Source organism: Priestia sp. BR_2, assembly GCF_041954005.1.
Lineage (GTDB): Bacteria > Bacillota > Bacilli > Paenibacillales > Paenibacillaceae > Paenibacillus_AQ > Paenibacillus_AQ lautus_A.
The window spans coordinates 269,664-290,018 of the sequence record NZ_JAVFHM010000139.1 but is presented as its reverse complement, the minus strand read 5'-3'; the positions used below and the strand labels follow the sequence as shown (position 1 = coordinate 290,018).

17 protein-coding genes and 1 other annotated feature are annotated in these 20,355 nt (G+C 51.5%); of the genes, 14 read left to right on the top strand and 3 right to left on the bottom strand.

Annotated elements, in window-relative coordinates:
• Positions 1-15: 15 nt before the first annotated feature.
• Entirely contained in the window at positions 16-357 is a 342-nt protein-coding gene (locus tag RB298_RS06440) for a winged helix-turn-helix transcriptional regulator (protein ID WP_486046418.1), read from the top strand.
• A gap of 125 nt (positions 358-482) precedes the next feature.
• Positions 483-2,033 (top strand): BCCT family transporter, encoded by a 1,551-nt coding sequence (locus RB298_RS06435; protein WP_096775681.1) that lies wholly within the window; start codon positions 483-485, stop codon positions 2,031-2,033.
• Between the two features lie 336 nt (positions 2,034-2,369).
• On the opposite strand, the gene RB298_RS06430 is transcribed toward RB298_RS06435, so the two are convergent.
• Entirely contained in the window at positions 2,370-3,245 is an 876-nt protein-coding gene (locus tag RB298_RS06430; protein ID WP_096775682.1) for an ABC transporter ATP-binding protein, read from the bottom strand.
• A 324-nt stretch (positions 3,246-3,569) separates the two neighbouring features.
• On the opposite strand from RB298_RS06430, the gene RB298_RS06425 reads away from it, so the two are divergent.
• Entirely contained in the window at positions 3,570-4,619 is a 1,050-nt protein-coding gene (locus tag RB298_RS06425; RefSeq protein ID WP_096775683.1) for an NAD(P)/FAD-dependent oxidoreductase, read from the top strand.
• Between the two features lie 77 nt (positions 4,620-4,696).
• On the opposite strand, the gene RB298_RS06420 is transcribed toward RB298_RS06425, so the two are convergent.
• The gene (locus tag RB298_RS06420; protein ID WP_096775684.1) at positions 4,697-5,308 is read right to left on the bottom strand and encodes a TetR/AcrR family transcriptional regulator; all 612 of its coding nucleotides are present in this window, start codon (positions 5,306-5,308) and stop codon (positions 4,697-4,699) included.
• 168 nt (positions 5,309-5,476) lie between these two features.
• Here RB298_RS06420 and RB298_RS06415 point away from each other — a divergent pair, with 168 nt between their 5' ends.
• The 9 genes from RB298_RS06415 (at position 5,477) to RB298_RS06375 (ending at position 16,039) form a co-directional block, all read left to right on the top strand.
• On the top strand, positions 5,477-6,655 hold the full coding sequence (locus tag RB298_RS06415) for a YhgE/Pip domain-containing protein (protein ID WP_213580777.1): 1,179 nt from the start codon (positions 5,477-5,479) through the stop codon (positions 6,653-6,655).
• 204 nt (positions 6,656-6,859) lie between these two features.
• Positions 6,860-7,513 (top strand): response regulator transcription factor, encoded by a 654-nt coding sequence (locus RB298_RS06410; RefSeq protein WP_486046414.1) that lies wholly within the window; start codon positions 6,860-6,862, stop codon positions 7,511-7,513.
• The gene (locus RB298_RS06405; protein ID WP_486046412.1) at positions 7,510-8,634 is read left to right on the top strand and encodes a sensor histidine kinase; all 1,125 of its coding nucleotides are present in this window, start codon (positions 7,510-7,512) and stop codon (positions 8,632-8,634) included. Before RB298_RS06410 ends, RB298_RS06405 begins: the two co-directional genes overlap by 4 nt.
• A 210-nt stretch (positions 8,635-8,844) precedes the next feature.
• Positions 8,845-9,780: an ABC transporter ATP-binding protein gene (locus tag RB298_RS06400; RefSeq protein WP_486046410.1), complete on the top strand. Its 936-nt coding sequence runs from the start codon at positions 8,845-8,847 to the stop codon at positions 9,778-9,780.
• Positions 9,781-9,809: 29 nt separating this feature from the next.
• Complete coding sequence (locus tag RB298_RS06395; protein ID WP_486046408.1) at positions 9,810-10,928, top strand: ABC transporter permease; 1,119 nt, start codon at positions 9,810-9,812, stop codon at positions 10,926-10,928.
• Positions 10,928-12,079, top strand: coding sequence for an ABC transporter permease (locus RB298_RS06390; protein WP_486046406.1), 1,152 nt, complete (start codon positions 10,928-10,930; stop codon positions 12,077-12,079). Before RB298_RS06395 ends, RB298_RS06390 begins: the two co-directional genes overlap by 1 nt.
• 232 nt (positions 12,080-12,311) lie before the next feature.
• Positions 12,312-13,724, top strand: a complete 1,413-nt coding sequence (locus RB298_RS06385) for an MFS transporter (protein WP_486046404.1) — start codon at positions 12,312-12,314, stop codon at positions 13,722-13,724.
• Positions 13,721-14,545: a MerR family DNA-binding transcriptional regulator gene (locus RB298_RS06380; RefSeq protein ID WP_486046402.1), complete on the top strand. Its 825-nt coding sequence runs from the start codon at positions 13,721-13,723 to the stop codon at positions 14,543-14,545. Before RB298_RS06385 ends, RB298_RS06380 begins: the two co-directional genes overlap by 4 nt.
• A 12-nt stretch (positions 14,546-14,557) precedes the next feature.
• Entirely contained in the window at positions 14,558-16,039 is a 1,482-nt protein-coding gene (locus RB298_RS06375; RefSeq protein ID WP_486046400.1) for a cellulase family glycosylhydrolase, read from the top strand.
• 208 nt (positions 16,040-16,247) lie between these two features.
• Here RB298_RS06375 and trpS read toward each other — a convergent pair whose 3' ends face one another.
• The gene (trpS, locus tag RB298_RS06370) at positions 16,248-17,231 is read right to left on the bottom strand and encodes a tryptophan--tRNA ligase (protein ID WP_486046398.1); all 984 of its coding nucleotides are present in this window, start codon (positions 17,229-17,231) and stop codon (positions 16,248-16,250) included.
• Between the two features lie 50 nt (positions 17,232-17,281).
• Positions 17,282-17,558, bottom strand: a binding site (T-box leader).
• Positions 17,559-17,678: 120 nt separating this feature from the next.
• Here trpS and RB298_RS06365 point away from each other — a divergent pair.
• On the top strand, positions 17,679-18,650 hold the full coding sequence (locus RB298_RS06365) for a hypothetical protein (RefSeq protein WP_486046396.1): 972 nt from the start codon (positions 17,679-17,681) through the stop codon (positions 18,648-18,650).
• Between the two features lie 64 nt (positions 18,651-18,714).
• Entirely contained in the window at positions 18,715-20,295 is a 1,581-nt protein-coding gene (locus RB298_RS06360; RefSeq protein ID WP_486046394.1) for a sigma-70 family RNA polymerase sigma factor, read from the top strand.
• Positions 20,296-20,355: the final 60 nt, after the last annotated feature.

Genomic DNA, 20,355 nt, shown 5'->3' with positions numbered 1-20,355 from the left:
TTGAGGAATAGCAATATGCCCTATCAGGATGAGAGTTTTGGGTGTCCGGCTGAAGTCGGCCTGCACATGATTAGCGGAAAGTGGAAGCCTCGAATACTATATGAGCTGTTTCAGGAAACCCGCCGTTTCGGTGAGCTACACCGGAGAATACCTGAAGTATCACGTCACGTGCTGACCTTGCAATTACGGGAGTTGGAGGAGAACGGCATTGTGAAGCGGACGGTGTTTCATGAGCTGCCTCCCAAGGTGGAGTATTCGATAACGATGTTTGGCCGACAGTTTGAAGCGGTGTTGGAGCAGATGGTCATTCTGGGCCAGCGGTATATCGGATCTCAACAAGATTCTAAGGGGAAATAACAAACGATAGCTTTGATCGGATGAGTACCCGATGCAGCACGCGTTCAGCGATTAAGTACATCAATTCTGGTTTAAATACAAATACTGTATGGGAAAACGATGACTTATTTGCTGAGGTGGGGCTTGTGAAAGGAAGTTTACTGAAGAATATCGTGTTTTCGGTATCAGCTGTCATTATTGCCGTGTTGGCTATTCTGGGGGCCGTCAAGCCCGGGGCTTTCGGTGAAGTGGCAGGGTATCTGTACAGATTTACGACGAATACGTTCGGCTGGTTCTATATGCTCTCGATCTTTGCGATTATCATATTTCTGATCTGGGTTGCGGCCAGCAAATACGGCACCATTCGCCTTGGCGGAGATAAGGAGAAGCCCGAGTACCCGTTCTTCACCTGGATCGGCATGCTGTTCTCCGCAGGATTTGGTGTCGGGCTGGTGTTTTGGGGCGTGGCCGAACCCATGAGCCATTTTTTTAAGACGCCCTTCGGAGGCGTCGAAGCACAAGGCGTCGAAGCGGCACGCGTGGCTATGGGCTATTCCTTTTTTCACTGGGGGATAAGTCAATGGTCCGTGTTTGCCCTAGTCGGGCTTGTGATTGCGTTTCTACAGTTCCGTAAGCAGAAGGATGGGCTGGTGTCTACCGCGCTGGAGCCTGTTACCGGTTCAAAGCGCAGCGTCAAGAATGTGATTGATATCCTGGCGGTCATTGCAACGGTCATGGGTATCGCTACTTCGATCGGACTTGGCGTTCTGCAAATGAGCGGCGGGTTGAATACCATTATGGGAATTAACAATGGCGTAGGGCTGCAGTTATTGATGCTGGGGATTATTTTTGTCGCTTACATGATCTCGTCGACGACGGGATTGGACAAGGGGATTAAATACTTAAGCAACCTGAACCTCGGGATGGCGCTAGCCTTTTTATTGTTTGTGTTTATCTGCGGACCCTCCGTATTCATCTTGGAGACGTTCACATTAGCGCTTGGCGACTATATTACGAATTTCGTTTCGTACAGTTTAAGGCTCCAACCCTATGCGGAAGGCACATGGGTACGGGAATGGACGATATTCTACTGGGCGTGGGCCATTGCTTGGTCGCCGTATGTGGGAGCCTTCGTGGCGAGGGTATCCAAGGGAAGAACGGTTCGCGAATTCATTGTGGGCGTAATGGTTGTACCGCCGGTCATTGCCTGTCTCTGGATCGCCGTGTTCGGCGGAACGGCCATCTGGTTTGACCTGCACGAGAACACCGGGATAGCGGCAGCCGTTAACGCGGATGTCACGTCGGCGCTGTTCCAATTGTTCAACCAATTGCCTTTCGCTTCCGTCATGAACGTGCTGGCGATTATACTTATACTGACGTTCCTGGTAACGTCCGCGGATTCGGCAACGTATATATTAGCCAGCATGACCACTTATGGCAGCTTGAACCCTCCCCAAACGGCAAAAATCGTGTGGGGCACGCTGATGGCAGCCATTGCCGGCGTCCTGCTGTATGCAGGTGGCCTTGAAGCCCTACAGACCGCTTCGCTGATTGCGGCATTGCCGTTCACCGTACTGCTGCTTCTGATGATCGTTGCGGTAGTGAAACTGCTGAGCCGAGAGCCGCTTCCGATTCGCAAAGCCGATCTGAAACGGTTTCGCCGTCTCGAAGAGGCAGCAAACCGTGGGAAGAAGTGAGACAAGCGCGAGGTACAGCAAAGTTCAGAAGAATTGGATTCAAGAGGGCACTCACGCGGTGTCCTCTTAATTTTTATGAAAATGAGCCCGGATATGACAGCAGCCATAACCAAACCCATATAACACAGAATCGAAAAAGCCCCCATCACACCCGCGGGCGTGCAATGAGAGCTTTGGAAGTTCGGCATAAAGTATCCGTAAATCCATGTTGACCCGAGTGCAAGCAGATCGCCCGCGTTGGAGGATAACACAATCTCACGCGCGGCGAATTGGCGGGCACCTAAAGCGGGACCGTTCTCGGACTCATATGTAATGGTTCCGGGATTGCCGCAAGCGCTAGGAATGAACAGCAGTACGATAAACGGGATGAGCAGCTTCTTCGTAGTTGTCGTTATGCTCCGCCGTTTTGAGGATGTCCTCTTTTTCCCCTTTTAATAGATTATAAGTGATGCAGATCGGCTTCGCCGTGCGCGGATCGCGGCCGATCTCTGCGTCGATATGGAATACTTTCTTTAATACTTCGTGCGAAATGACGGCTTCCGGATCGCCGGCCTGAATGATATCTCCATCCTTCATTGCGATAATGTAATCCGCGAATCGGGCAGCCTGGTTCAAATCGTGCAGAACCATGACGATGGTCCGCTCTTGTTCGATATTGAGCCTCTCGAGCAGTTCCAGAATCTCCAGCTGATGCGCCATGTCCAGGTACGTGGTCGGCTCGTCGAGGAAGATCATTTCGGTCTCCTGCGCGAGTGCCATCGCAATCCATACCCGCTGGCGCTGTCCGCCGGACAGGGCATCCACCGAACGGTATTTATAATCCTGGGTTCCGGTAACCTCGAGTGCCCAGTCGATGACGTCCATATCCTGCTTGGTCAAGCGGCCAAAACCGCGCTGATGGGGATAGCGCCCGTAGGATACCAGTTCGCCAACCGTCAATCCGCCCGGTCCTTCCGGAGTCTGGGGCAGAATGGCCAGCTTCTTCGCCAGAAGCTTGGTGTTCATCTTTGCGATTTCTTCCCCGTCCAGAATGGCTGCACCGGATTGATAAGGAATGATGCGGGTAACAGCCTTCAAAAGAGTGGATTTGCCGCAGCCATTAGGCCCAATGATGGTCGTGATTCTTTTATCGGGAATATCTACGTTAAGACGATTCAATATCAGATTCTCGCCATAACCGACGCTTATTCGATCTGTACTTAGGCGAATCATCATTTCACCTCCAGAGTAGTTAGCTATCAAACGATAATGATTCTCAATTTCATCCATAAATATAATGTGAGGCCGCACCGTTGTCAATAAATATCTTAATGGAAATTTCAAATAATATTCATGTTTCAGCCGAAAAATACCCATATATAGTTCAGTGGAATATTACAGGCCTACATCTAGGCGAAATTGTGACAAAATGAATTTTTTCTAAATGTTTGATTGTAAAAAGGGCAAAGGCAACGTATACTAATTGATAATGATAATCATTTACGTTACAAGGTGATCACAAACAGCCTTTTAATTCATAGACCGGGAGTGAAACGCATGAGTGGGAATGAGATATTTGATGTAACGGTTATTGGCGGAGGACCAGCGGGATTGTATTCCGCTTTTTATAGTGGACTGCGTGGCATGAAAACCAAGATAATAGAATATCAGCCCATGCTTGGCGGAAAGGTTCACGTGTATCCGGAGAAAATGATATGGGACGTCGGCGGATTGACGCCGATTCCGGGCGCGAAGCTGATCGAGCAAATGGTTCAGCAAGGCCTGACGTTCAATCCCGAAGTGCTGTTAAACGAGAAGGTTGAATCGATCGCCCGCAATGAGGAAGGACTGTTCGAATTACATACCGCGAATTCCGGCGTGCATTTGTCCAAAACGGTCATCGTGGCGGTCGGCGGAGGCATCTTGAATCCGCAGAAGCTGGAGATTGAAGGAGCCGAGCGGTTCGAAGTGTCGAACCTGAACTACACCGTGAAATCCCTGCAGCATTTCAAGGGCAAAACCGTCATTGTGTCCGGCGGAGGGAATTCAGCCGTAGATTGGGCGAACGAGCTGGAGCCTGTGGCGAAGAAGGTCTACCTGGCCTATCGCAAGGACGAATTGTCAGGCCATGAAGCCCAGGTCGAGCAGCTGATGAACAGTAAGGCGACCTGCCATCTTAATACATCGATCACGAAGCTCATTGCTTCGGATAATCATGAGGTGATTGAGCGGGTAGAATTGACCAATAATGCCACAGGGGAAGTTTCCTATTTAGCGGTAGACGAGGTCATCATTAACCATGGCTATGAACGGGATATGTCGCTGCTGGAGAACAGCAACCTTGATATTCACCGGGTGGATGACTACTATATCGCGGGCAACGCAAGCTGTAATTCTTCCATACCGGGACTGTATGCTGCCGGCGACATCCTGCATTTTGACGGGAAGCTGCACCTGATTGCGGGCGCCTTCCAGGATGCCGCGAACGCGGTGAACAGCGCGAAGCAGTTCATTGAGCCGGATGCCAGGAAGTACGCGATGGTCTCTTCGCATAACGAGGTATTCAAGGAGCGCAATCGCGAATTAGTGAAGCAATTGATCAATTAGAACACGGGCATGTGTATACATGCATCTAACGATAGAAGGGAAGCGAGGGAATCCCCGCTTCTCTTTTTTGCGTGCCCTTATTGTTTTTGGGTAATCCCTGAAGTGATCAACGGGCCGTAATTGATCAGCTGCGTCATCATGATGCCCATCTCTCTTGCGGACTTGTTCATCCCGGACTCGATCCAGTGTATGACCAAGCCGATATTGGCGGAGATCATATACGCGATCAGGTAATCGCTCGGAATGATCTGATTCCCGCCTGTGGGCATTCTGAACGCATGCTTGGCAAACATATGCTCCTTCATGAACTCCCTGAATTGCCGAACGAAGGAAATGTCCCCATTCGGGCCGACAATAGCCTTGAAGAAGTCGGCATGCCGGACGAGCTCCTCGAATATTTGTTCTGACGCCGGATAAGGCTCTCCCTTTTCCGCATAGTCCCTGGAATCCCTGGGATCGATATGAACCACGATGTTCTCAATCTTTTGAAGCACCTCTTCTTTGATCTTATCCAGCATATCCGGCACATCCCGATAATGCAGGTAGAAGGTACCACGGTTGATATTGGCGCGATTGGCGATATCGGTCACGGTAATGGCATCTATCCGTTTCTCCTCCATAAGTTCAAACAGGGTTTGCCGCAACAGCTGATTGGTCCGGATTTGCCGGCGATCCGTCTTTTTTGTCAAGGAATTCCCCCCAGTACGAATGTGAAGACTTAATCAACAGAAGGCTCGTACACTGATGAGTAATGAACACTCCGCTGAAAGCTGATGATTGAACAAATCACTCCCTTCATTATAATTAACGCTGTGATCATTAATCAACAGTCTGTTCATTAACGAGGAGTGGTGGATATGGGGTTCTTAAGACAAAAAATGCTGTGGATCGGCGCATTGGCTGTCCTTCTGGTGCTGGCCATCTTCGGCGTAGCCATGATGGGGTCGATCGCGGGAGCGAAGCCGAAGTCGCTTCCCGTTGCGCTTGTCGCCTTGGATCAGCCGGTTGAGTTGCCAAGCGGCGAAACCCTCGCTGTCGGTGACATGATGAAAGGAATGCTGCAGGCAAACTCGCAGCTGCCCATTCATTGGGAGATCGTGAATTCGGAAGCGGAAGCGCGGGAAGGGCTCGACAGCCAGAAGTATTACGGCGCCCTTGTGCTGCCTGAGGACTTAAGCGCCGGCATCTTGTCGCTGCAGTCGCCTGCTCCGAAGCCCGCTGTGGTGCAGGTGCTGGCGAATGAGGGGATGAGCACGCAGGCATCCACTGCGGTGAGACAGATGCTGGGGCAAGCGATGAAAATGGCGGGAGCGGAGCTCTCCAAGCAGGCGTTGACCATGATCGGCTCGCAGACGGATATGCTGCCGGTCACAACCGCGCAGGCTCTGCTCATCCCGTTCGAGGTTCATGAGGAAGTCGTTCATCCTGTAGGTGCGAACCACGCAAGCGGCAATGCGCCGGGAATGCTGATACAGATTCTATGGATCGGCTGCCTGATCCTTAGCGTGTTCCTGTTCCAGGCGCTGCAGAAAGCAGTGAATGACGGCAGCAGCAGGGGAATCGCGATTGTGCTGCAAGGCGCTGCCGGTTTGCTGCTGGCGGGTCTGGTCTCCGGTTTTCTGGTTTGGATGGCTTCCTCCTGGTATGGCATGGAGCTTGCGAACGGAGGCAGCGTATGGCTGATGCTGTGGCTGGCCGGGTCGGCATTTTTCCTTCTTCAGTCGACCTTGCTGAACTGGATCGGGCTACCGGCCATGGGCATCTTGGTGCTCCTGATGTTCTTCTCGATGCCGCTTCTCAATATGGCGCCGGAGTTTCTGCCGCAGGCGACGCAGGATTGGCTGTACTCCTGGACGCCGCTGCGATTTGCCGCTTCCGCTCTCCGGGATGTGATGTATTTTGACGGGTACGCGCCATCTTCTTCGCATTCTGCGGTAATGTGGTTCATAGCCGGAGGTTTTCTTGTTCTGCTGCTGGCCTCGACATTCAAGAAAGGGAGTCGTTCAGACCCAAGAAAATCGATGGCCGCTTCTTAAGAGAATAGGTTGGCGCCTAAGCAGTGCGGGGTTTATCCCTGCACTGCTTTTTATAGTTTGCTCAAGCCGACCGGTTCATGTGGAAGGGATCATGGCCAAAGTCGCAGCATCAGGACGTTGCTCCCTTTATTCAAGTGAATAAAATACTATCGTTCTTCAGGATGGCAGCCTGTATAATCCTGAATAAGGGAGCGTGAGCGTAAATTGAAGATTAAAGTGATCATTGCGGACGATAACTCATTTATCAGGGAAGGCATGAAGATCATTCTGGCGACGTTTGATGAGTTCGACGTGGTGGCAACCGTTGAAGACGGACAAGAAGCGGTCGCCTATTGCGAAGCGCATGAAGTGGATGTGGCGCTGATGGATGTCCGGATGCCGAACCTGAATGGCGTTGAGGCCACGAAACAGCTCACGGAGCGTACCAAGACCAAGACGCTGATCTTAACGACGTTCGACGACGATGAATACATTACCGATGCGATCCTGAATGGCGCCAAGGGTTATCTGCTAAAGAATAACGACCCGGAACGGATTCGCGATGCGATCAAAACCGTATACCACGGCCATCATGTGCTGCAGGACGTCGTACTGGATAAAATCAAATCCGGGCTGTCTCCCGGAAATCCTGATAAGACAGACAAGGCAGACAAGTTCGACCGAAACTTATTCACCGAAAGGGAACTGGATATTATGGCCCTCATCGCCAAAGGACTCGCCAACAAGGAAATCTCGAAGAAGCTGTTTATTTCCGAAGGCACGATTGCCAATCATATTACTTCGATTCTCAGCAAGACGGGTCTTGAGCATCGGACCCAAATTGCGATTTTTTATCTGACGGGGGAAGTGAATAAGTGAGCGAACGCCGAAATTATGCCGAATCGTGGATCATCGGGTTAAAAGCCATACTGTTACTGTATGTTATCGGCCAGTCTTATGCATCTGGCCATGGGATAACCCCGTGGTATATATTAGCCGTTCTTCTCTACCTGTCCGTTAATGTATCCGTCTATATTTTCAAGAACCGGAATATACAACCGTACCTCATGCTGCTTGCTGTTCTTGTCGTCGCGGCTTCCTCACTCTACATCCATCCGCTGTTGTTCATGCTGCTTCCCGTGAATCTGTACGAGCTGTTGTCGCTTTACGTTCGCAGGAGCTGGATGATCCTGATCCCCTTGCTGGTTCCAGCGTTTATCGTGCCTCAGTGGCTCGTCATGCCCTATGTTTATACATCCGTATTATCCTATATTTATCTTACGATGCTCAGAACCTTTGTTAACCGGGCCGTATCCTACCAGGAGCAGAACGAGCAGATGCATCGCGAACTGGATCGGTTGACCCAGCGGCTGAGCGAAAATAATGAATACATCCGGCAGTTTGAATATATGTTCAAGCTGGAAGAGCGAAATCGGCTGTCCCAGGAAATTCATGACAAGATCGGGCACTCGATGACGGGAGCGTTGATTCAGATGGAAGCGGCCAAGCGCTTGATGACATCGAATCCGGACAAATCCGCCGAGCTGCTGCAGAATGCCATATCCATCTCCAAAGAAGGCATTGAGAGCATCAGGCTGGTTCTAAAGAACGTAAAGCCTCCGACGGAGCAGCTCGGCATCAACCGAATGCGTTTATTTCTGGAGGAGTTCTCCGCCCAGCACTCGATCAAGACCGTACTAACGCATGAGGGCAATATGGATGTGATTACGCCGCTTCAGTGGAAAATCATTCAGGATAACACCCAGGAAGCGTTAACCAATACGATGAAGTATGCGAATGCAACGGCAGTCTCGTTACATATCGAAGTTCTGGGCACCATGATCAAGGCCAAGGTCAGCGACAACGGCAAGGGCATGCAGAAGGTAATCAAGGGTCTTGGAATCATAGGCATGGAGGAACGCGCCGCGGTCGTGAATGGAACCGTGATCGTGGATGGCTCGGGCGGCTTTTCGGTGACCACTTTAATTCCTTATAGCTAAAACCCGGTAAGCCGAAATTGGCGGATAAGGGATATCGGGTCAAACAAGACATTCCCCACAAGGGTGAAGATTTGGATCGTCAACAACATGAATATTCTCATGGGTAAGGATGAACTTGTGCACTATCGCAAGGGCATCCTTTTTTCGTACGATAAATGCAGATCAAGTCCACCGGCTGATGCGTGGATGGAATATGGAGGCGAAAAACGTATGAACGTGCTGGAGATCAAAGGGCTCACGAAGAAGTTTGGGGATTTCATAGCGGTAGACCAGCTGTCGTTGAACATACGGGAAGGCGAGATTTTCGGCTTCCTGGGCGCGAACGGAGCAGGCAAGAGCACAACCATCAATATCATATCGTCACTCATGCCCATGACCAAGGGAGAGGTTCATGTTCTGGGCAAGAATCTGACGAAGCATCGAAAGTTCGCGAAGCAGCAGATCGGCATGGTTCCGCAGGAGGTTGCGATTTATGAGGATCTGACCGCATATGAGAATGTTCATTTTTTTGCCGGATTGTATGGACTGAGAGGATCGGAGCTTAGGAGCAGGACCGAAGAGGCGCTTACCTTCGTCGGACTTAGCGACAAACATAAGATGTACCCGAAAAGCTTCTCCGGCGGCATGAAGAGACGACTGAATATCGCTTGCGCGATTGCCCACAGACCGAAGCTGATCATCATGGATGAGCCAACCGTCGGCATCGATCCCCAATCGAGGAACTATATCCTAAACTCGGTCAGGAAGCTGAACGAGATGGGCAGCACGATCCTGTACACGAGCCATTATATGGAGGAAGTGGAGGAGCTCTGCACCCGGATTGCCATTATCGACCACGGCAAGATCATAGCAGAGGGCACGAAGGCACAGCTGAAGGCCATTATTACGGACCAGAAGGATATCGGGATCGAAGTGCAAACGGCCGCCCATCTTGAAGCGAACAAGTTGAAGGAGATCGCGGGCGTCAAATCGGTTGAAGTGAAGGAGAATATCGTGCACATCAGCTCCGACGCAGGGGTCAATAACCTTAATAAAATCATTCAGCAATTCATGGCGCAAGGCATTGAAATTCGTTCCGTTCAAGCGTCCGAGCCGAATTTGGAAACGGTGTTCCTGACGCTGACCGGCCGGAGCCTTCGGGATTAGCTGATTTAGGAAGAGGGAGGTGGAAGTACATGAACGTGCTGAGAATCGCGCTGAAGGAGATGAAGATCGTCCGGGAGCCACAGATGCTGGTATTTATGCTGGCAACCCCGGTGCTGCTCATTCTGATCCTAGGGACGGCGCTTTCGAATGCTTTTAACGGCAGTACCACGATTGGAGACATTCGGGTGCTATACCATAACAATGGAGCAGAACCCGCGCTTACGGAGCAATGGCAGGCATTCATGCAGGAGGCGGAGCGCTCATCGGGCATGGCCTTTGAGCAGATCGAGGAAGGCATGGACGGAGGGCGGGAAGTGAGAAACAACCGGTACACCGGTTACGTGGAAATAGACGGCCAAGGCATCCGATATGAGGGGAACAGCCGCAACAGTATGGAGAACGGGATTGTGCAAGGGATGCTGTCCGCCTTTGCCGACCGGTATCGGCTGTCAGCGGAAGCCGCGAAGATCGATCCGGAATATGAGAGCAAGCCGCTTGTTCATGATGGAGGGAGCTATGTGCTGGAGTCTTCCATTCAGGGAGTGAGGCAGCCGGGTTCGCTTGATTATTTTTCGATTGCGGTTACCACGATGATCATCCTGTACAGCGCCTTGACGGCAGGCGGACTCATCGATAGTGAGCGAAAGCGAAACACCGCACAGCGCCTATTGGCTTCACCGGTGACGAAAGCCGAGATTTTTGCCGGAAAAATAACGGGCACGCTCGCAATCAATGCCGTATTTGTCATCATCGTCGTGCTGATCAGCAAATATATGTTCAATGCCTACTGGGGGGAGAACCCCATCATGGTATTCCTGGTGTTGTTCACCGAGATCCTGTTTGCGCTCAGCCTCGGGCTCGGCATCAGTTACGTGCTGAAGGGAAATGCAGCCGGAGCTGTCATCATGGTCATTATTCAACTGGCTGCGTTCTTTGGCGGAGGGTATACGCCGGTTGCAAGCACAACGGGATTCATGAGGGAGGCCGCAACGTATTCTCCCTTGCATTGGTCCAATGAAGCTCTGCTGCAGCTCATTTATTCAGGCAGTGGGTCGGCAGCCATGCATGCGATGATGCTGAATATCGGTATTTCCATCCTGCTGCTGGCGGTAGCCATGATTTCGATGCGAAGAAGGGAGGGGCTGTAATGTCGAAGGATATGCTCTGGCTCATTCGAAAGACGATATTGACCTCGTTGAAGGATTATAAAAATCTGCTGCTCGTTATTGCGCTTCCTATTGTCGGCATTCTGCTATCCACCTTAATCTACAAGGGCTCCGGCGATACCTCCGTTACCCTTGGCATCGTGAATCACGATATTGAACAGAAGGTCACGCAAGATACGATCGATTTTGTTGCTCAATTGGAGCATACCGAGGCATCGGTCATTAGGGAATCGGAAGCGGATGACTTGGTTGTGTCGGGTGAGCTGGATGCGGTGCTGATCTTCCCCGAAGGGTTTGCGAAAGGCCTATTTCAGGGGACACCCGAGCCGGTCCGGATCGAGTCGATTAAGGGCGCTCAGGTTACGGGGTATGTCAAATCGTATCTGAACGCGTACGTCCAGAATATTTCATCCTTGGGGGTTATAGCGGGTGGCGACGCCGCCGCGTTTAACGAATTATACAGCGGTTACCGCAGTTCTACGTTTCAATTGTCCACGACTATGGTTGCGGATCAATCGGCCAATCATGATATGACCAACCGGACGATCGGTTACTTGGTTGTGTTCATGTTATTCTCCGCCGTGAATCTATCGGCATTGACGATCCGGGATCGCGAGAACCGTACGTACTATAGACTCTTATCGTCGCCTATTACGGCCCGCAGTTACGTCTTCTCGAATGCCATCGTGAACATCGTTCTGATGATGATCCAGATTGCGGCCACCTTGTTCGTCATGACCCGGTTCTTTCATATCGAGCCAGGCATTCCATTATGGCAGATGTTTCTGATTCTGTCGCTGTTCGCTCTGGTCGCGGTTAGTTTATCGCAGGTCATTGTCGCGTTCTCGGACAGCACCATGATGGCTAACGGAATCCAGACGATGGTGATCATGCCGACATCGCTGCTGGCGGGGTGTGTATTCCCGCTCTCCGTGATGCCCGAAGCGATTCAGCGAATCGCCGATTTCCTGCCGCAGTATTGGCTGCTCGATACGTTCGGCAAGCTTCAGCAAGGAAGCGGCCTGACCGACGTGATTCTGAACGTGGCGATTCTGCTGGCTTTTGCCTTGGCCTTATCGCTGATTGCAACCTACAAATTCGCAAGAAACAGAGATACGCAGAGCTATATTTAAATTTAATGGCAGGGTCTCCTTGTACTGCACATAGGATGGCCGGCTATAAGCGATCAGGGGCTTGCTTGAACAGCAAGGCTCCTTTTTTTTCATTAGTCTAAAACCCGTTCTTCCGGCGAAAAATCTATTGGAAAAAATGAACAAAGCTATTTCATCTGGAGTTACTCCATGGTTTACAATGAGTTCAAGATACAGGATCTGGTTGAAACGTTGAACGATCGGGGGATGGTAAATGTTAGGTAAAGCGCGAAGTGCCTTGCGGCAAGCCTTTCGCTTCACTGCTACCGGACTGACTCTAGGGGAGAAATGGCGTCTGGCTCTTCCTGGTCCGATCCTGTCAGTCGGGGGAGTGCTCATCCACAATGTGTTCTTGAAGTATTACACGGATATCATCGGTCTCAGTCCGAAGTATGTCGCTTGGGTGTACATTATCTATAACATCTGGAACGCGATTAACGACCCGGTGCTTGGCGTATGGATCGATCGAATGAGGCATCGCGCGCAGCGTGGGAAATACGTCTATATCATGAGAGTGACGGTGCCGTTCATGATCGTTTCCTCCTTCCTCATGATGCTGTCTAATCCGGCATGGGATCAGTGGTTGATCTTTCTGCTGTATACCGCGTTGTTATTTATTTACGACACGGCTGCAACCGCTTACAGTATAGCCTATCAATCGTTTATGCTGATCGCTGCTCCAACCAAGGAGGAACGCATCGATGTTGGTGTGATCCAGAACTATTTATCCCAGGCGATGTCATTTCTGATCACCTTGATTCCGACGCTGCTGCTCGTTGGGGACGGAAAGCAGGAGGTGATCATCCCGATCTTCTCTGCCGTAATCGTGGCGGAAGCGATATTCTTCACCTGGGCCCTGAGGGGACTGAGAGAAGATGCGTTAATGTACGAATCACTGGATAAGCAGCATATCGATACAAAAGAGGTTTACAAAGAAGCCTGGCAGATCATCAAATCAAGGCCTTTCCTCACCTTTATTATATTTACCATCGTCACCGGCCCCGTGTTTTTCTACTTTACGCCATTTCTCTACTACATGGACAGCGTAGTGCAATCAACGGGTATCGAAGCTACCGTCATCGATGTGAGTACGCATGTGATCGCGCTCTTGTTCTTGCCGGTCATGGGATCTATCGTCAAGAAAAATGGAACGAAGAAGAGTGTATACCTGGGGACCATCTTTGTGGTGCTCGGATACGGCGGGATTTTTCTTGCTTACGGCATATGGACCGCGGCGGCATCCTACGTTCTGATCGTTTTTGCCGTGAATTATCTCCGAACGGCAATATCTCCGGTCGGGGCGCTGCTCATCGACGAAAATGAGCGCACGACCGGCGTGCGGAAAACCGGGCTGTTCAACGGATTGTTCTCGTTATTCACGGTCGCCTTCTCCAGCCTGCAGACGGTTATCTTCATTAATGTGATCGGGGCATACGGATATGACGGTCTTGCGGCGGAACAGTCCGAGTCCGCCATGCTCGGCATTCGGGTAGCAACCGGCTTGATTCCATTAGCCGCTTTTCTCCTCGGATTAATTCCGCTGGCGATGTATCCTTTTGATAAGAAAAAAGAGGATGACATCTCCGCGTTCAGCAATAATGCCAGAAGAGGGGGGGTGAAGATGTGAAGGAACCGGCGTTAAATTTGAATTTTACGATTGGCGAAGTGTCCAAAATTCTGGATATCCCGATCGATACCTTGCGTTATTACGATAAGATCGGACTGCTTCATTCCCGCAATCGGGACGCCAACAAGTACCGCTATTATGATCTTGAGCAGTTCGATTCACTTATCACGATTCGAATGCTGCGGGCAATGGATGTGTCGATCGAGCGAATCCAAGCGCTGCTCCGGGACAACAGCCTAAAGGCTATGCGCAGGCTGCTCTCCGACAAGCGTCAAGACATCGATCGCCAGCGGACTTATTTGAAACACCTGTCTCACAAGCTGGAAGTGCTTAATGTTCAGCTGCAACGGTTCGATAACACGGAGGTCATTGAGCTTGTGCTAAGCCACCCGAGCTGGGTGCTCCTTACCGATTCAATCATGGAGAGCGGTGATCAGGGACTCGGGAGCAAAGTGCAGCAACAGATACGCAGAATCAATGCCAAGGAATGGCTTGCATTCTGCCATACCATATCGATTGTGTCCCAAGATAACCTTAACGCAGGCCGTTATCACAATTACCTGTACAATGGCATTCTGTCCACCTTCCCGATGGAGGATGACTCTTCCGTCTTTCAGAGACTGGAGCCTCGCTACTGTGCCAGAAAATGCGTGATTATCGGCAGGGACGACTATGCCAAGATGGACCATCACTATGATCAGATGAAAGCTTTCATTCGCAATCGCGGACTAACGATCGCAGGCCATTCTCTTGAAGTCAATCTTTATAACCAGTACGACAATCATTACATTGAAATTTACATTCCGGTAGAAGAACGGTAGGGGGAAGCAGACATGAAAAAAATAGTGGTCGACGGGCAACGATTCTTGAATGAAGACGGCGCTCAAGTGATCCTGAACGGCATCAATCTCGTATGCAAGGACAAGGCAAAAGGATATGTTGAGCCCTGTGATGCCTCTTTGTTCGCCTGGTTTCGCGAACAAGGCTTTAACGTTATCCGTCTAGGTTTAATATGGGATGGCGTCGAGCCGGAGCCTGGGGTCTACGACGATGCATATCTGAGCAGAATCAAGCAGCAGGTTATATGGGCTGATCAGCATGATCTCTATGTTTTTCTGGATATGCATCAGGATTTGTACAGCGTGCACTACGGCGACGGGGCTCCGGCGTGGGCGACCCTCTCCGATGATCTTCCTCATGTTACCGGACATATATGGAGTGACGCCTACCTGGAAAGTCCGGCTGTGAACCGTGCTCTGGATCACTTCTGGCGGAATACGCCCGCTTCCGACGGGATCGGCCTGCAGGATCACTATGCAGCGATGTGGAAGCATGCGGCACAGTTTATGGCTGATTGCCCGAATATTATCGGTTATGACCTGATGAACGAGCCGTACCCCGGAACAAGCGGACAGGAGGTGCTCGGCACCATCATTGCCGCATATGCGGGTCATGTGATGGGGATAGCCGACCCGAACATGGAGCAGCTTGCCGGACTCTGGTTTGACGAGGAAAAGAGGCTGGAGGTTCTTGCCGGGATGGCAGAGATGGATACGTACCGCATACTCGTCGACAGCGCCAGAGAAGTATCGCAAATCTTCGAACGGGAGGTTCTCGCGCCCTTTTTCAACAAGACAGCGGCAGCCATTCGCTCCGTTTCCCCGGACGGATTTTTGATGCTGGAAACGAGCTATTTTTCGAACATGGGGATCGAGTCCGGCTTGCAGCTTGTGCAGGATCCAGCCGGTCAAACCTTACACCATCAGGTGTTCGCACCGCACGGCTATGATCTGGTGGTCGATACGGAGCATTATGACATTTATAATCAGGATCGCGTCGAGCTGATTTTTGCTACCCATCGCAAGGTGCAGGAACGGTTGAACGTGCCGGTCCTGGTCGGGGAATGGGGAGCTTTCTCCCAGCATCCGGCAACCTTTCAGCTTTCCAGGCAGATCATTGCGATATTGGAGCGGTATCTTTGGAGCAATACATACTGGTGCTGGTGCGACGGCTTCAAGGAAGCCCCATATGCCAAGGCGTTGAATCGCGCGTATCCGCAAGCGACAGCCGGCGTGCTCTCAGCATACCGTTATGATCATGATACCGGCAGTTTAAGTATAGATTTCGTTTCATCCGTTGGAGAGACATTGATTTACCATCCCCATCTGGAGTCGATATCCACAAGCGACGTGGCGGTCGCCGGTACGAACACTTATCAAATCGAGCTGCGTCCTTTCCCGGATTCGAAGAGCGGCATCTTGGCGATCACCGTTCCTGATCAAGGGAATAAGATTACGGTTACGATAGGGAGATGATGTCAAGGGGGCGACAGCGACATGGCAGGCATCTAATAAACAAGTCGGGAATCAGAAGAACCATGGGTTATAGCGAGGCAGGACAGACTAAAGCGGTGTAGACGCTTATGTACAACATAAAAAGGCCAGCCGACAAAAATAAGCAGGGCGTCCCTTGTTCTGATTCCCGATAAGGATCAGTAATTAAGGGGACGCCCTCTCGGTTCTTTCAGAACGTGACCAATCCCATCGCTTTCTTGGCGGCAAGCAGTGTCGTGACTGCGGTTTCGGAAGCCCGCTTCGCTCCGTCCATCAAAATGCGATCAAGCTCGGAGGAATTCACGATTTGATGGAACCTCTCCTGGATCGGTTGAAGTTTCTCGATGACCACTTCGGCTAATTCCTTCTTGAACGTACCGTATCCTTGGCCTTCATACCGTTTCTCGATGACGGAGATGGCTTCCTCGGAGAATACGGAATATATTTCAATCAGATTGCTGACCGCCGGCTTCTGCTCCCAGTCATGCCGGACCTGGCCATCGGAGTCGGTAACGGCCCTGGAGAACTTCTTGCGGATATCCTCCGGCGTATCCATCATGTGGACGCAGCTGTTCTTATTCGGGTTGCTTTTGCTCATCTTCTTGGACGGATCGTCAAGCCCCATGACGCGGGAGCCAATATCCTGAATGATCGGCTCAGGCACCGCAAACGTGCGGCCATACCGGTTGTTGAAGCGCTCGGCCACATCGCGGGTCAGCTCCAGATGCTGCTTCTGGTCGTCGCCGACAGGCACGTGCGTAGCCTGGTAGAGCAGCACATCGGCAGCCATCAGGACCGGATACGTAAACAATGCGGAGCTTACGGTATCCTTTCCGTCCGATTTCTCCTTGAATTGGGTCATGCGCTTTAATTCACCAAAATGCGCCTGCGTCTCCAGCAACCACCCGAGCTCTACATGCGCAGGGACCTGCGATTGCAGAAAGATCGTCGCTTTATCGGGGTCAATGCCCGACGCAATGTACAGCGCGGCAATGTCCCGCGTGCGCTGGTGCAGCTCCATGGGATCCTGATAGACCGTGATCGCATGCAGATCCGGCACGAAGAAATAGGACTCATACTCATGCTGCAGCTTCACATATTGACGGAGGGCACCTCCATATCCGCCAATATTCAAATCTCCGCTCGGCTTGATGCCTGACAATAATCGTTGCATAAAAACCACCTCCTGATTGTTTGCGAACAACACAAAAACACCTCATCCCTCTATGGGACGAAGTGTAACTTTCGCGGTACCACCCAAATTCGACCGTACGGTCGCTCTTTAGCATGACGCGGAAATGGGGAAACGCACCATTATCCCTGCCATATCTCCCAAAGTAACGGTGGAGAGCCGTCAAGGCCTACTGCTCCGGCACAGATCGGAGGTTCGGGTTGAAGCGAGAAGATCCATTCACTTATTCCGGAGTACCGGGCCTCGCACCATTCGCCGGTTCGCTTGGACCTCAAGAGATAAGCTACTATTTCTTCTCATAGCCGTGTGGTATGTTGTTCTTAAATTCATCTGTGCAGCTCTGTTCGAATGTGAATAGAGAACAAGATGATTTGATGAGTATCATCACACAGATGTTAGGTGAATGTCAAGAGGGATCGGGGGGTCAGGATGAGCGATAAGGACAGAGCGATTCTTGGGGACGGATTATCCATACTGTCGCAGTGCAGAATGCTAACAGGGGATATTTGGCAGGCTCATTACGGAGCGGCCGCGATCGCGGGTTATTTTTTTGTAAAGGCAAACCATTTGCCCGGGAAGGTCGAGGAGGCCGTTACGGCGGAGAACCAAAGGATGATCGCCAAGTATTTGCAGTCGGGAACGGTGACAGGGGAAAGCTTGAGTGTGAAAAGTGCCGAATCAAGGATTCTTGCGGCCCTTGACGTTACGATTGATGGGCTGCACTGGGTCGGGCACAATGTGATCTATGCCGCAATAAGCCTGGCTGCACTCCACGAGCTTGGAGGCGGTCTACGGCATGAAGCAGCCGATATCGCGGAATTAATGGCCTCTTTCACGAAGACGATTCCGGGAAGGTCCTGGATCGGATATTCTGCTGCCGAGGTCAAACGGTTGACCCTGGATGAACTTGATGGGATATCGGAAATAACGGACGGCGATCAGCTGTCGGCCTTCATTTTAAACGAGCTGGCCTCTTATTCGGTGATCTACCGCGCAGAAGCCCATCATGACTTGATGGGGCATATGCTGACGTACTCGCATGCCTTAAACATTTTGTACGATCTTGGCCATCATGATTATTTCCACAGAGGCTTGCCGGGTCTGCTCAAAATCGTGAAGGTGCTCCGTGCCAGCAGCCAGCTGGATCCTGCAGAGCCGATCCGAATCGTGTCTCCGGTGGATCGGCTGCCACTCGTGGAGGCTCCAAGATCGGCTTGGCTGCCGCACCAGCCGGAGTACTGGGCGGGTATCGACGGGGCTGTCATCGATTGGGACTTCGGCCATCTGTTTAAATTCCCGTTCAGTTTCTACCATCATTGGAACCGTGTTTCGGAGACTCCGGCGAAGGCTATGGAGAATTTTCGATATATCATCCATCCGGTGCAGACGATCATTTCCTGAAGAGAGGTAACCTTTTTCATTTAGATCGGCACTTAAGGGATAGAGACACCGGGAGGGAGGTGAAGTGAGCGTGATCCAGTGGATTGAGGAAGCACGGAGGGGAAGTGCGGAGGCCCAGGAAAGCCTGGTCTGGCATTTTACCGGCATGGCGCTGGCCGTGGCCTACGATAAGCTGCAGGATTCTCATTTGGCGGAGGACGCCGTGCAGGAGGCCTTTACGGATGCCTTTGCGAATCTGCATAAGCTGCAGGATCCCCGGCGTTTCCCCGGATGGTTCAAAGTGATCGTGGAGCGGCAGTGTTACAGAGACTTGCGCCGCAAGCAATTGCAGACGTTTCCGCTGCATGAGATAGAATTGCCGATGGGAGATCAGCGAAGCTTGGAGTCGGTCGTGGAAAAGAGAGAGCTGATCGGTCAGCTGCATGCCACGATCGCGGACTTGCCACCCGGCATGAGGATTGCGGTCCAGCTCTATTATTTTCAAGGCTACAGCCTGCGTGAGATTTCGCAATATTTGGACATTTCCTTGCCGGCTTTGAAGAAACGGCTTTTTGATGCCCGGCGGAAGCTGAAGAACACGCTGCACGTAGCCGACTTTGTATCGGTGTTCACCGATCTGTATGAGGGAGGAAAGCGCATGCTGCATATCGTTAACGGGGATTCGGTAGGGGATAAGCTGAAGCAAGGGAACATTCAAGGAGATATCCTGGTGTGGAGGGAGCTATATTCGTTTGGTCCGGTCTTCACGAAGATGGACGAGCCGGATCATCGGAGAACAAGAGCTCAGTATTTGGAGCAAACGCTGGGGATTCCGCAGAAGGAATATATCGGGACCTGCCAGTCGCAGGAGAGGAAGCTCCAGGATTTTCGAAAATATGACGAAGTTGTGCTCTGGTTTGAGCATGACCTGTTTGACCAGACCATGCTGGCCTACTTGCTGCATTGGTTTAAGGAACAGTCACTGGGGAATACGAGGCTGAGTCTGCTATGCATTGGCGCATACCCGGGCATCGAGCTTTTTCGCGGGCTGGGGCAGCTTAGCGCAGAGCAGCTCGAGACTTTGTCGGGCACATGGCATGCGATTGGAGACGAAGAGCTTATGCTGGGCAGCATGTTGTGGGAAGCCTATACCTCGGATCTGCCGGAGAAACATCAGCGCATGCTGGAGGTGGATTCCTCGGCGCTGCCTTTTGCGAAGGATGCATTCGAGGCCCATCTGGCACGGCTGCCCTCTGTGAGCCATGGACTCGGGATCATCGAGCAGACGACGTTAGAGGCTGTAGCGGGCGGAATCCATACGCCGTACGAGTTATTTCGCAATGTAGGTGACCGGCTTCATACACTCGGAATGGGAGACCTGGAATTCTGGTATTACCTGGCGAAGATGACGGAGGGATCGGATTCCTTGCTGGTTATCGATGGCACAGCTTCGTTTCCTGACTTCAAACTGGCTGTACCCCATTTTCAAGAGCGGGTGCTGCAAGTGACGAGTTTGGGGCATGAGGTGCTGGCCGGTAAGACCGACTATGCCTCCGCCGCAACGATCGATAAATGGGTAGGAGGCTTGCAGGTAAGGGGGAAGGATCCGTCATGGCGCTGGAACCCGGAGCGGAAGTCGGTTGTGCGGATAGCTGAAGCCGATTAACCGAAGACATAGGAAAAGAGCGATATTGAGCAGAGTGACGAATCCGATTAACAATAGAAT

Excerpts from the sequence above, each read along its gene's own strand:
- RB298_RS06365 (WP_486046396.1), top strand. The coding sequence starts at position 17,679 with ATGAGCGATAAGGACAGAGCGATTCTTGGGGACGGATTATCCATACTG.
- RB298_RS06425 (WP_096775683.1), top strand. The coding sequence starts at position 3,570 with ATGAGTGGGAATGAGATATTTGATGTAACGGTTATTGGCGGAGGACCA.
- RB298_RS06375 (WP_486046400.1), top strand. The coding sequence starts at position 14,558 with ATGAAAAAAATAGTGGTCGACGGGCAACGATTCTTGAATGAAGACGGC.
- RB298_RS06440 (WP_486046418.1), top strand. The coding sequence starts at position 16 with ATGCCCTATCAGGATGAGAGTTTTGGGTGTCCGGCTGAAGTCGGCCTG.
- RB298_RS06400 (WP_486046410.1), top strand. The coding sequence starts at position 8,845 with ATGAACGTGCTGGAGATCAAAGGGCTCACGAAGAAGTTTGGGGATTTC.
- RB298_RS06385 (WP_486046404.1), top strand. The coding sequence starts at position 12,312 with ATGTTAGGTAAAGCGCGAAGTGCCTTGCGGCAAGCCTTTCGCTTCACT.
- trpS (WP_486046398.1), bottom strand. The coding sequence starts at position 17,231 with ATGCAACGATTATTGTCAGGCATCAAGCCGAGCGGAGATTTGAATATT.
- RB298_RS06390 (WP_486046406.1), top strand. The coding sequence starts at position 10,928 with ATGTCGAAGGATATGCTCTGGCTCATTCGAAAGACGATATTGACCTCG.
- RB298_RS06395 (WP_486046408.1), top strand. The coding sequence starts at position 9,810 with ATGAACGTGCTGAGAATCGCGCTGAAGGAGATGAAGATCGTCCGGGAG.
- RB298_RS06430 (WP_096775682.1), bottom strand. The coding sequence starts at position 3,245 with ATGATTCGCCTAAGTACAGATCGAATAAGCGTCGGTTATGGCGAGAAT.
- RB298_RS06415 (WP_213580777.1), top strand. The coding sequence starts at position 5,477 with ATGGGGTTCTTAAGACAAAAAATGCTGTGGATCGGCGCATTGGCTGTC.